Here is an 11964-nt window from a genome sequence, read left to right as displayed (position 1 = left end):
CGACCGAGCGGGACGGCGTACCGACCTCGGGGGACCTCATGTTCGAGATGTTCTTCTACGCCATACCCACCCTCATGATCGCCGGCTTCGGGTCCGCGCTCTTCCGGCTGGTGCGCCGCGCCCGGCGGATCGGCAGGGCCTGGGCGCACGGTCTGACGGCCGAGGCCCGCTGTCTGCGGACGTTCACCAAGACCAGCGGGGGCGGCGGGGACACGTCCGTGCGGACGACCCTGCACCACGTCTACGAGTTCACCACCCGCGAGGGCCGCACGGTCCGGTTCGAGGAGGAGGGCGGCGCGGCGACCGTCATGGAAGGCGACTTCGTCACCGTGCGGTACCTGCCGGAGCAGCCCGAGCGGGCCACCGCCCGACCGCCGGCGCCCGCCAAGCTGGCCGTCGGCACCGGTTTCGGTGTGGCCTTCCTCGGAGTGGGCATCGCCTTCTGCGTCGGCTTCATGATCCTGGCGCACACGATGTTCGCGGAGTCGGCCGGCCAGCTTCCGTAGCGCGGGCACCGGGGCCATCGCACTGCGAAGGTCCCTGACCCCACGTCTACCCATCTGACGGTACATCAGTTACCTTGCGCCTCCATGGAGTCCACGACACGCACGGTGGCCGAGCTGGTCGCGGCGCGGTGGGGCGACCACCGGCCGGGGCTCATGTGCGAGGAACGGATGCTGACGCAGCACCAGGTCGCCGCGGGCGCCGCGGCCCGGGCGGCGCTCCTGGCCGATCTGCTGCCACCGGGCGCCGTACCGCACGTCGGGGTGCTCCTCGACAACACCGAGGAGTTCCCGCTGTGGCTCGGCGCCGCCGCGCTCGCCGGTGCGGCCGTCGCCGGGATCAACCCCACCCGCCGGGGCCCCGAACTGGCCCGGGACATCCTGCACACCGAGTGCCCGCTGATGGTCACCGAGCGGGCCCGCCTCCCCCTGCTGACCGGCCTGGACCTGCCGGGAGTGCGGATCCTCGTGACCGACGACGAGGAGTACGGTGCCCTCCTCGCGCCCTACGCCGACGCCGTGCCCGACCCGTCCCGCGCCGCACCCGCCGACCGGCTGCTGCTGTACTTCACCTCCGGTTCCACCGGCGCCCCCAAGGCGGCCCTCTGCTCCCAGGGGCGGCTGGCGGCGGCCGGGCAGGCGCTGGTCCGGCAGTTCGGGGTGCGCGCGGACGACGTGCACTACATCTGCATGCCGATGTTCCACGGCAACGCGGTGATCGCCGACTGGGCGCCCGCGCTGGCGGCGGGGGCGGCGGTCGCGCTGCGGCGCCGGTTCTCGGCGTCCGGGTTCCTGGCCGACGTGCGCCGCTACCGGGCCACGTACTTCACCTACGTCGGCCGGGCGATCCAGTACGTCCTCGCCACCGAGGGGCGTGCGGACGACCGGGACAATCCGCTGCGCCTCGGTTTCGGCACCGAGGCAGGCGCGGTGGACGCGGCGGCCTTCGAGCGGCGGTTCGGGGTGCGGCTGGTGGAGGGGTACGGCTCCTCCGAGGGCGGCGCGGCGATCCAGTGGGCGCCGGGCACACCGAAGGGCGCGGTGGGACCGGCCGGCCCGGGCCTGGTGGTGCTCGACCCCGCCACCGGGCATGAGTGTCCGCCGGCCGTGTTCGACTCCGCCGGACGCCTGCTCAACGGGGAGGAGGCGATCGGGGAGCTGGTGAACCGGGCGCCCAACCCCTTCGAGGGGTACTGGCGGAATCCGGCCGCCGAGGCCGAGCGGCGCAGGGGCGGGGCGTACTGGACCGGCGATCTGTTCTACCGGGACGCCGACGGATATCTGTACTTCGCCGGCCGCGGCGACGACCGGATCCGCGTCGACGGGGAGAACCTGGCCGCCGCGATGATCGAGAACATCGTCGCCCGGTACGAGGGCGCCGTGGCCGTCGCCGTCTACGGGGTGCCGGACCCGGTGACCGGGGACCAGGTGATGGCGACCATCGCCGGGTCCTTCGACCCGGTGGGCTTCGCCGGGTTCCTGGCGGCCCAGCCCGACCTGGGGACGAAGATGGCGCCCCGGTTCGTGCGGGTGGTGGAGCGGATGCCGGTGACGGCGACGAACAAGATCCACCGGGCGCGACTCAGGGAGGAGGGGGTCGTGTGCGCCGATCCGGTGTGGTGGCGGCCACAAGGGGAGCCCTCGTACCGACGGCTCACCGCCGAGGACGCCGAAGGGCCCCTCGCTCTCGCGAAGGGCCCCTCATCTGTGCGCCGCCAGGGACTCGAACCCCGGACCCGCTGATTAAGAGTCAGCTGCTCTAACCAACTGAGCTAGCGGCGCATGACTCCCGCCCGCTGCGGTTTTTTATCTCCCGCGGCTGGCGACGAAGAAAATACTACCTGGTCCCGAGGGGTGCTCGTGACCACCTCGAGCAGGGCCCTAGATCGCCAGCTAGATCGTCAGCGAGAGCAGCACCGGTGCCGCGTTCCGGTTCAGGGTGTCCGCCGCCTGCTTCAGCCGGTGGGCGTGCTCCACCGGGAGCGACAGCGCCAGGCAGCCCACCGACGACCCCGCCGTGATCGGGACGGCCGCGCAGACCGTGCCGACCGCGTACTCCTGGAGGTCCAGGACCGGCACCGTGGGCGGCTGGGACTCCAGGCGGGACAGCAGCAGCTTGTCGCTGGTGATGGTGCGCGAGGTGAGGCGGGGCATCTTGTGCCGGGAGAGGTGGTCGCGGCGGGCGTTGTGGTCGAGCTGGGTCAGCAGGCTCTTGCCGACGGCCGTGGCGTGGGCGGAGTAGCGGAAGTCGACCCACTCGTTGACCGCCGGGGTGCCGGGCCCGGCGGCGTACTGGGTGACCTTGACCTCGCCGTCGACGTACCGGCTCATGTAGACCGCCGCGCCGACCGAGTCGCGCAGCCGGTCCAGGGTGTGCTGGAGCTTCTCGCGCACGGCCCGCTCGCGGTCGTGCGAGGAGGTGAGCCGGCGCAGGGTGTCGCCGGTGACGTACGCCCCGTCGGTGATCTGCTCGACGTAGCCCTCGCGGCGCAGCATGCGCAGCAGGGCGGTGAGTCGCTCGGGGCCGAGGCGGGTGCTGCGGGCCAGCTCGGTGTCGGTGACTCCGGCGGGATGGCGGGCCACGGTCTCCAGCACGCGCAGCGCGTCCTGGGCCGAGTGGTACGGGGCGGTCGGCTCGTGCATCAGCGCCACGGTGGTCCCCCTGCGCTCGCCTGTCAGTGGCCGCGACATCCGGTCGGCGGATCGCTTCCACGATAACGGGCAAACCCCCTGCGAGGAGAGGGGGTTGGCGAGATTGATGTGCCCGCCAGGCCCCTCCCAACTGCGGCGCAGACCCTCTGGCATATGCCAAAGTCATGACCCAACGGTCGGACCTCGGTATCTTCCGGATCCACACCCCGTCATCACAGGACCGCGCTGAGGAATTCCCGGGTACGGTCCTGCTCCGGCTCGGTGAAGATCTTCTCCGGGGAACCCGATTCGATCACCCGGCCGCCGTCGAACATCAGCACCTGATCGGAGATGTCGCGGGCGAAACCCATCTCGTGGGTCACACAGAGCATCGTGATGTCCGTGCTGCGCGCGATGTCCCTGAGCACGTCGAGGACGCCCGCGACCAGCTCCGGGTCGAGCGCGGAGGTCACCTCGTCCAGCAGCAGCACCTGCGGTCGCATGGCCAGCGCCCGGGCGATCGCCACCCGCTGCTGCTGACCGCCGGAAAGGCGGGTCGGCTTCGCGTCGCACTTGTCGGTCAGCCCCACCAGTTCCAGCAGCTCCCGGGCCCGCTCCTCGGCCTCGTCCCTGGACATGCCGAGGACCTGCACCGGCGCCTCGGTGATGTTCCGCAGCACGCTCATGTTCGGGAACAGGTTGAACTGCTGGAACACCATCCCGATCTTCTTGCGGACCTCGCGGACCTGCTTCTCCGGCGCCGGGAACAGCTGCTCCCCGTCGACGGTGATCGTGCCCTCGTCCGGTTTGGTGAGGGTCATCAGAAGTCTGAGGATCGTGGTCTTGCCGGACCCCGAGGGCCCGATCAGGGTCACATGCCGGCCGGTGTCCACGGAGAAGTCCAGCCGGTCGAGGACGGTGTTGGCGCCGAACCGCTTGGTCACGTTCTCCAGGCGGATCAGCTCGGTCGACTGGGCGTCGGTACGGGAGGGCTGCGGACGGGTCTCAACGGACAAGGCGTCGCTCCAGGGCTCGCAGGAGAAGGGAGGCCAGGTAGGAGATGAGGATGAAGGCCACACCGATCACGGTGACCGGCTCGGTGAACTGGAAGTGCTGCTGGGAGAAGAGCCGGGCCCGGCCGAGCATCTCCTGCACGGTGATCACCATCAGCATCGGCGTGTCCTTGAGCATGGCGATCACGTAGTTGCCGAGCGCGGGAACCACCCGGCGGATCGCCTGCGGCAGGATCACCGCGGTCCAGGTCCGCCGCCGCGGCAGGTTCAGCGCGGTCGCCGCCTCCCACTGACCGCCGGGCACCGCCTCGATACCGGCCCGGTAGACCTGCATGGTGTACGTCGAGTAGTGCAGGCCGACCGCGAAGACGCCGGTGGTCAGCGCCGAGAAGGTCAGTCCCCACTCGGGCAGCACGTAGAAGAGGAAGAACAGCTGGACCAGCAGCGGGGTGTTGCGCACGAACTCCGTGACCACCCCGACCGGCCAGCGCACCCACCGGGCCGGCGTCCGCATCAGCAGCGCCCACACCAGGCCCAGGGTGAAGGAGAGCAGCGAACCGAGGGCCAGGGCCTCAAGGGTGACCAGCAGCCCGTGCCAGAAGGCCGGCATGAAGTCGCCGACGGCGTTCCAGTCCCACTTCATGCGGCACCTCCGCCCATGCCCGCGCCGCCCGCGGCGCCCACACCGGTCGTCTGGGCCCGCTTGAGCTCACGCGCCGCCCACTCCGTCCCGGGATCCTTGCCGACCCCGGCCTTCAGCCGCTTCTCCAGTCCGCGCATCAGCCGGGTGAGCACGAAGGCGATCACGAAATAGATCAGCAGGATGTACGTGTAGATCTCCGCGCTCTGCTGCAACGCCAGCCGGACCAGGTTCGCGCTGAACGTCAGGTCGCCCATGCCGATGACCGACACCAGCGCGGTGCCCTTGAGCAGCTCGATCAGCAGATTGCAGAAGGTCGGGATCATCTCCGGCACCGCCTGCGGCAGCACGATCAGCCTGAGCCGCTGCCAGGGCGTGAAGCTGAGCGCGATCCCGCCCTCCTTCTGCGCCGGGTCCACCGCGTTCAGCGCGCCGCGCACGATCTCCGACCCGTACGCGCCGTACGTCAGGCCGAGCGCCAGCGTGCCCGCCCACATCGGCACCAGCTGCCAGCCGAAGGCGACGGGCAGCACGAAGAACACCCAGAAGATCATCACCAGCGCCGAGGTGCCACGGAACACCTCGGTGTAGAAGCCGGCGAGGAAGCGCACGATCCACAGCCGGTGCGTCCGCGCGATACCGACGACGAAGGACACGGCGGCGGCCAGCAAGGCGCTGAACACCAGCAGCTGGACGGTGGTCCAGACGCCCTTCAGTACCAGGTCCCACAGTCCCGAGGTCATCCGCCGCACAGCTCCTTCGCGGTGAGGTCGGTCATCTCGGCCTTGGTGAAGCCGAACGGCCTGAGGATCCGGAACAGTTCGCCGCTCTGCTTCAGCTTGCGCAGCTCGACGTTGAAGGCGTCCCGCAGCGTGGTCTCGGTCGGCCGGAACGCGAAGGCCCCACCGTCGACATGCGGTTTGCCCTTGACGAGCGGGGCGAAGGGCGCGGTGGCCTCCGCCTTGGCCGACTTCTTCACCACCTCGCGGGTGGTGAGCGCCGTACCGGCGAAGACGTCGACGCGCCCCGCCTCGACGGCGTTCAGCCCGGCGACCTGGTCCGGGACGATGAGGATGTCGCCCTGCTTGTACCCGGCCTCGACCGCGTAGTCGATCTCGGCGTAACCGGTGCCGGTGGCGAACTTCGCCTTCTTCGCGACGACGTCCTTGTAGGAGTGCAACCCCAGCGGATTGCCCTTGCGGACGATGAACGAATCGAGCATCTGATAGTCCGGATCCGCGAAGATCACCTGCTGGCATCGCTCGGGATTGACGTACATCCCGGCGGCCACGACATCGAACTGCTGCGAGTTGAGCCCCGGGATCAGCGACCCGAACTCGGTGGGCACCGGCTGGACCCTGCCCACCCCCAGCCGCTTGAAGATCACCTTGGCCAGCTCGGGCGCCTCACCGGTGAGATGGCCGTCCTTGTCGATGTACCCGAAGGGGATCTCACCGGCGATCCCGAGCCGCACGACGCCCTGCGCCTTCAGCCGCTCGAGCAGGTCGCCGCCCTTCTTGCCGGACGCCTCGGCCACCCGCGTGCAGCCCGCGGCCCCCAGTGCCCCGAGGGCGGCGAGACCGCCGAGGCCACCGAGCACGGACCGCCGGCTGTGTCTGAGTCCCGACCGGAATGTGTGTACGTCGTTCCCAAGTGGTGGAGCCATGGCGGCGCGGCTACCCAAGCGCTCCCGTCGTATGCACCCTGGTTTTCATGGCCGACCGTTATGTCACCGTGTCCCTCTCCGAACGGGACGTGCACTGCACGGCCCGCCTCCTGACCGACCGCGCGCCCCTGACCTGCGCGGCGGTATGGGACGCGCTGCCCCTGTCGGGCGACGTCTACCACGCCAAGTACGCGCGCAACGAGATCTACGCCCTCTTCCCGCCGTTCGCCACCACGGAACCCCCACTGGAGAACCCGACGGTCACCCCGATTCCCGGCGACCTCTGTTACTTCTCCTTCGCCGGCACCGAGCTCGGCACCAAGGCCTACGGCTACGACCGCGAGGTCCGCCCCGGCACCACGGTGGTCGACCTGGCCCTCTTCTACGAGCGCAACAACCTGCTCCTCAACGGCGACGTGGGCTGGGTGCCGGGGATCGTGTGGGGCCAGGTGGTGGAGGGGCTGGAGGCGATGGCGGAGGCGTGCAACGACCTTTGGCGGACGGGGGCGGCGGGGGAGAGGCTGAGTTTTCGGCGGGCGTGAGCGCCTCTCCCGGCGGTAATCTTCTCAAGATCACGCCATCGGGGGGAGGCGGTTCGTCGTGTGCTGTCCTCCGCGGAACGAAAGGGCAGTGCATGAGGTCGGTACTCGTCAGGGCGTCCGTCGCCGTCGTCGCCATCGGATCGCTCGCGGCTTGCGGCGGCGGCGGGTCGGGAGCGGCGAAGAACGCCGGCAGCGGCAAGAAGCCTTCCGCGCACGCATCGGCACCGGCGCCCTCTCTCAAGCTCGCCGTGCCTGCCGGCTATGACCCGGCACGGGGCTGGCAGCTCTCGGGGAAGCAGCTCGGCACGTATGTCGTACTGCCGAAGACCGGAGCGGTGGCCACGATGACCAGCGAGGGATCCAGCGGCGGATCCGCCTACCGGGTGACCGTAAGGGACGCGGTGACGGGCCAGGTCCGCTGGACGGGCAAGCCGTTCAAGAACCTGTTCGAGGGCGAGGCGCCGCACGTCTTCGTCGCCACCGCCGCCGGCAAGGAATACCTGGTGACCTGGTCCCGGGGGAAGCAGGGCGAGGACGCCCTGTCCAAGGCGAAGAACGTGTACGCCCTGGACATCTACGCCCCCGACGGCTCGGGCGACGCGGTCGCGCCCGCACACCATGTCGAGCTTCCGGCAACCGAGTTCGACGCGGACAACGTCACGGACGGTGGGGAACGCCTGCTGGTACCCGTGGCGGACAAGCGCAGGATCGCCGTGGACGTGGTCACGGGCGGCACCACCACGTACGACACGAGTTCCCTCAAGCCGCCCGCCTGCCCGGCATGTATGGGCGACATCGGCAACGACATCGCCGCCCTGACGGAACGGGACCCGGTGGTGGCCAACGAGGGGGCCGGCGCGTTCGGCGTACCCGGTTCCTGGGACGACGACCGGATCGCACCCGCCGAGGCCGATCACGCGACCGGTGAGGTGTGGCCGGGCCCCAGCGGGTACCTCATCGCCCGCTGGGAGCAGAAGAACTTCGGCAACCACAACGTGTGGGCCGTGCTCGACAGCGGGACCGGCCAGGTCCAGGCGTCCGTGCTGTGCGCCAAGCCGTCCGTCCCGACGGCGGACAACCCCCAGCCCGCGCTCTCCCCGAACGGCCGCTACCTCGTCTCGGAGCACCTCGCCTTCGACCTCAAGTCGAAGAAGGGCTACTGCTTCGAGGAGACCGACGACAGCAAGCCCCTCAGCTTCGACTCCGTCACCGACGACGGCACCGCCTACGGCACCTCGCTCACCAAGGGCGAGAGCCTGACGGGGAGCACCGCCCCCGTCCAGCTCTCCCTGGCGACGGGCACCCCGAAGGCGCTGCCCGGCGGCTCCGAGGTACCGATCGCCGACTTCGACGGGGTCGGCGTCTTCTCCCACGACGAGGGCAATGTGCCGTATCTGGTCGTCTACCGGCACAAGGGTTAGGAGCGTGTCCGGGCAGGCTCCCGAAGTCGGCCCTGTCCGGGACTCCTTGCCCTCGTACTCGGCGATCGCAACCGAGCTGAGTGACCGCCCTCAGGTGAAGGCGGCTTCGAGGAGGGTTTCGGCCGTGGTGGTGCGGGCGTAGAGGACGGAGCGGCCGGTGCGGTGGGCGCTGACCAGGCCCGCGTTGCGTAGCGCGGTGAGGCATTGGGATACCCCGGCCGGGGAGAGCCCGGTGCGGCGGGCCAGTTCGGTGGTGGAGGCCGGGGTCTCCAGTTCGGTCAGCAGCAGGGTCCGCGAGCGGCCGAGGACGGGGGCGAGGGCGCGGGCTCCGATGGCAGGACGCGTCTGCCACAGCGTGCCGATGCCACGTGCCGGGTAGGCGAGTTGCGGCGGGTCCGGTGGTCTCACCCTGGTGCGCAGGCCGGGTCCGGTGAACGCGGAAGGGATCAGCAGCAGTCCCGCGCCCGTGGACTCCCGGGGCAGGTCGCGTTTCCGGCGGACCAGCCTGAGCGCGTTGTCGTCCCAGCTCACCGAGGTGTGCAGGTCGTTGAAGAGGCGGCCGGCGCCGTGCTCGGCGACCGTGCGGGCCCGGTGGAAGACGTCGGCGTCCAGTACGGCCCGGATCCGTGCCCAGTAGGGGGCGAGTGCCACCTCCCAGTACGTTTCGATCTCCTGTGTGACCTTGGCCAGGCGGGAGGGCGGGTCGGCGTGCAGGGTCCGCAGTCGGGGGCCGAGACGCCCTTGGTGGCGGGCGAGGTGGTCGAGGTCCTGACGTACCCGGTCGGCGGGCGAGGCCAGGATCGCGTCCCACTCTGCTGCCGGTGCGGGAGCCGGTCCGGCGGGGGCCGGGTTGAGGAAGTCGGGCACGTAGCCGGTGGCCGGGATCAGCTCGGCGAGCCATCCACGGTCCAGCCCGGCGGCCACCAGGCGCGGCCGTACCTGGTCGGCCCAGGGACGGTGGACCGGATGCGCGGTGCCGGACGTCAGCAGCCGGAAGCTGGGCGCGACCTCCCACATCGGTGAGACGGCGAACCGCACCTGTGCCAGATCGCTCGCCGAGAACGCCAGCTCTGCCAGGACGACCACTCCTCAATGGATTCGGGTATGCCCTAATCAATGGCGGGCCAGCCTACCGCGCGGAGATCATCCCGCCATGACCTCACAGACGATCACCGCGATGGCATCGGGCACCTGGAAGCTCGGCGACCGCCCGGTCAACCGGGTCGGTTTCGGCGCGATGCGCCTGACGCAGCACGGCGAGGCGTTCGCGCCCGACGCCGTCCCGCGCGACCGCGAGCAGGCGGTCAGGGTGCTGCGCCGCGCGGTCGAGCTCGGCGTGAACCACATCGACACGGCCGCGTTCTACTTCTCGCCGCTGCGCTCCGCCAACGAGCTGATCAACCGCGCGCTGGCCCCCTACCCGGACGACCTCGTCATCACCACCAAGGTCGGACCGGGCCGCGACCCCTCGGGCAACTGGCTGCCCCATGCCACCCCCGGGCAGCTGCGCGGCCAGGTCGAGGAGAACCTGCGCCAGCTCGGCCGCGACCACCTCGACGTGGTCAACCTGCGCATCGTCGGCACCGATTCCATCGCCGACCGCTTCGGCGCACTCGCCGAACTGCGCGACGCCGGACTCATCCGCCACCTGGGCCTGTCCAACGTCCGCCCCCACCATCTCGCCGAGGCCCAGGCCATCGCACCGGTGGTCTGCGTCCAGAACATGTACGGCGTCGGAGCATCGCCCGAGCAGGAGGAGCTCCTGCGCATCTGCGGTGAACAACGCGTCGCGTTCGTGCCGTTCTACTCGATCGCCGGCAGCGGACGCACGGCCGGCGCGCGTACCGACGACAGCAGCGAGGTGCACGCCATCGCCCGCGCCCGCGGGGTGAGCACCGCTCAGGTCCGGCTGGCGTGGACGCTGCACCGCGGCCCTCACGTCCTGGCCATCCCCGGCACAGGCGACCTCGACCACCTCGCCCAGAACGTGGCCGCCGGCTCGCTGCGCCTGTCCGGGGACGAACTCACCGTCCTGGACTCCCTCCACCACGACACAGCATGATCGCCCCGAAGGACTTCCGGAGCCGACCGCTAAGCCACGACACCGGTCACCGGCACCGCCGACACCACCCCGGCCTCATACAGCGCATGCGCAACCCGCAGTACCAGGTCGTCCCGGTGCCGGGCGGCCACCAGCTGCATCCCCACCGGTAGTCCGTCCCCGTCCGTCCCCACCGGTACGGTCGCCGCGGGCTGCTGGGTGAGGTTGAACGGGTAGGTGAACGGTGTCCAGCCCGTCCAGCGGTGGTGGGCCGAGCCGTGCGGAGCCTCCGTGTCCGCCTCGAAGGCCGTCAGCGGCAGGGTCGGCGTCACCAGTACGTCGTAGCGCTCGTGGAAGCGGCCCATGCGGCGGCCGAGGTCCATGCGGACGTCGACGGCGGCCAGATAGTCCAGCGCGCTGTACCGGGCGCCCTGCACGCAGATCTCCCGCAGGCCCGGGTCGAGCAGTTGCCGCTTGCGCGGGGAGAAGCGCTGGGTGAGCCGGGCCGCGCCGCTGAACCACAGGGTGTGGAAGGCCTCCACCGGTTCGCTGAAGTCGGGGTCGGTCTCCTCGACGTACGCGCCGAGGTCGGCAAGCCCGGCCACTGTGCGCCGTACCGCCGCCGCGACCGCCGGCTGGACCGCGACCTGTCCGCCCAGGGAGGGGGAGTACGCCACCCGCAGGCCGTGCACCCCGCCCTTCAGGGCCTCGGTGAAGGAGACCGGCGCGGGCGGCAGTGCCGACCAGTCGCGGGCGTCCGGCACGCCGATGACGTCCAGCAGCAGGGCCGCGTCCGCCGCGTCCCGGGTCATCGGGCCCACGTGCGACAGCGTGCCGAACGCGCTCGCCGGGTAGAGGGGCACCCTGCCGTACGTCGGCTTCAGGCCGAAGACGCCGCAGAACGCGGCCGGGATACGGATGCTGCCGCCGCCGTCCGTACCCAGCGACAGCGGACCCGCGCCGAGCGCCACGGCCGCCGCGCTGCCCCCGCTGGAGCCGCCGGCGGTGCGGGAGTGGTCGTGTGGGTTACGGGTGATCCCGGACAGCGGGGAGTCCGTCACGCCCTTCCAGCCGAACTCGGGGGTCGTGGTCTTGCCCAGGAACACCGCGCCGTGTTCGCGGAGCCGGGCCACCGAAGGGGCGTCCTCCTCCCAACTCCCCTGCTCGGAGATCGTCTTGGAGCCGCGCAGGGTCGGGTGGCCGCGCAGCAGGAGGATGTCCTTGACCGTGACCGGCACCCCGTCCAGCAAGCCTGCCGGCTCGCCGCGTCGCCAGCGTTCCGCCGACTCCCGGGCCCGGGTGAGTGCCTCCTCCTCGGTGAGGCGCACGAACGCGTTCACCTCCGGCTGGATGCGGCGTGCCCGTTCCAGGGCCTGTCCGGTGGCCTCCACGGGGCTGAACTCGCCCTTGCGGTAGCCGTCGAGGAGCTGGACGGCGGTCAGGTCGGTGAGCTGCATGCACCCTCCAAGAGGCCGAGAGGTCCGAGAGGTCCGAGAGGCTCGGGCGG

At 70.8% G+C, this 11964-nt stretch carries 12 protein-coding genes and 1 tRNA gene; 5 read left to right on the top strand and 8 right to left on the bottom strand.

What is annotated here, in order from left to right:
- The first annotated feature begins 38 nt into the window (after positions 1-38).
- Positions 39-506, top strand: coding sequence for a DUF3592 domain-containing protein (locus ACWC0C_RS08050; protein ID WP_450862505.1), 468 nt, complete (start codon positions 39-41; stop codon positions 504-506).
- A gap of 84 nt (positions 507-590) precedes the next feature.
- Positions 591-2246, top strand: coding sequence for an AMP-binding protein (locus tag ACWC0C_RS08045; RefSeq protein ID WP_450862503.1), 1656 nt, complete (start codon positions 591-593; stop codon positions 2244-2246).
- On the opposite strand, the gene ACWC0C_RS08040 is transcribed toward ACWC0C_RS08045, so the two are convergent.
- From ACWC0C_RS08040 to ehuB, 6 genes are all read right to left on the bottom strand, one after another.
- Positions 2212-2285 (bottom strand) — tRNA-Lys (locus tag ACWC0C_RS08040). The genes ACWC0C_RS08045 and ACWC0C_RS08040 overlap by 35 nt on opposite strands.
- A gap of 111 nt (positions 2286-2396) precedes the next feature.
- On the bottom strand, positions 2397-3155 hold the full coding sequence (locus tag ACWC0C_RS08035; RefSeq protein WP_449199776.1) for an IclR family transcriptional regulator: 759 nt from the start codon (positions 3153-3155) through the stop codon (positions 2397-2399).
- A 212-nt stretch (positions 3156-3367) separates the two neighbouring features.
- Positions 3368-4150 (bottom strand): ectoine/hydroxyectoine ABC transporter ATP-binding protein EhuA, encoded by a 783-nt coding sequence (gene ehuA, locus ACWC0C_RS08030; protein WP_450862501.1) that lies wholly within the window; start codon positions 4148-4150, stop codon positions 3368-3370.
- Positions 4140-4790 (bottom strand): ectoine/hydroxyectoine ABC transporter permease subunit EhuD, encoded by a 651-nt coding sequence (ehuD, locus tag ACWC0C_RS08025; protein ID WP_450862499.1) that lies wholly within the window; start codon positions 4788-4790, stop codon positions 4140-4142. The genes ehuA and ehuD overlap by 11 nt, the downstream gene beginning before the upstream one ends.
- Positions 4787-5530, bottom strand: coding sequence for an ectoine/hydroxyectoine ABC transporter permease subunit EhuC (gene ehuC, locus ACWC0C_RS08020; RefSeq protein WP_449199773.1), 744 nt, complete (start codon positions 5528-5530; stop codon positions 4787-4789). Before ehuC ends, ehuD begins: the two co-directional genes overlap by 4 nt.
- Positions 5527-6453: an ectoine/hydroxyectoine ABC transporter substrate-binding protein EhuB gene (gene ehuB, locus ACWC0C_RS08015; protein ID WP_450862498.1), complete on the bottom strand. Its 927-nt coding sequence runs from the start codon at positions 6451-6453 to the stop codon at positions 5527-5529. Before ehuB ends, ehuC begins: the two co-directional genes overlap by 4 nt.
- 47 nt (positions 6454-6500) lie before the next feature.
- On the opposite strand from ehuB, the gene ACWC0C_RS08010 reads away from it, so the two are divergent.
- Both ACWC0C_RS08010 and ACWC0C_RS08005 read left to right on the top strand, forming a co-directional pair.
- Positions 6501-6995, top strand: a complete 495-nt coding sequence (locus tag ACWC0C_RS08010; RefSeq protein ID WP_450862496.1) for a DUF3830 family protein — start codon at positions 6501-6503, stop codon at positions 6993-6995.
- 92 nt (positions 6996-7087) lie between these two features.
- Complete coding sequence (locus tag ACWC0C_RS08005) at positions 7088-8416, top strand: hypothetical protein (protein ID WP_450862494.1); 1329 nt, start codon at positions 7088-7090, stop codon at positions 8414-8416.
- Positions 8417-8506: 90 nt separating this feature from the next.
- Here ACWC0C_RS08005 and ACWC0C_RS08000 read toward each other — a convergent pair whose 3' ends face one another.
- Positions 8507-9433, bottom strand: coding sequence for a DUF5937 family protein (locus ACWC0C_RS08000; protein WP_450862719.1), 927 nt, complete (start codon positions 9431-9433; stop codon positions 8507-8509).
- 136 nt (positions 9434-9569) lie between these two features.
- Here ACWC0C_RS08000 and ACWC0C_RS07995 point away from each other — a divergent pair, with 136 nt between their 5' ends.
- Complete coding sequence (locus ACWC0C_RS07995) at positions 9570-10478, top strand: oxidoreductase (RefSeq protein ID WP_450862492.1); 909 nt, start codon at positions 9570-9572, stop codon at positions 10476-10478.
- Between the two features lie 29 nt (positions 10479-10507).
- On the opposite strand, the gene ACWC0C_RS07990 is transcribed toward ACWC0C_RS07995, so the two are convergent.
- Positions 10508-11914: an amidase gene (locus ACWC0C_RS07990; RefSeq protein WP_450862490.1), complete on the bottom strand. Its 1407-nt coding sequence runs from the start codon at positions 11912-11914 to the stop codon at positions 10508-10510.
- Positions 11915-11964 lie beyond the last annotated feature (50 nt).

Source organism: Streptomyces sp. NPDC001709, assembly GCF_053596375.1.
Note: the sequence above shows the minus strand (reverse complement) of the source record. Positions and strands in the feature narration are given on the sequence as shown.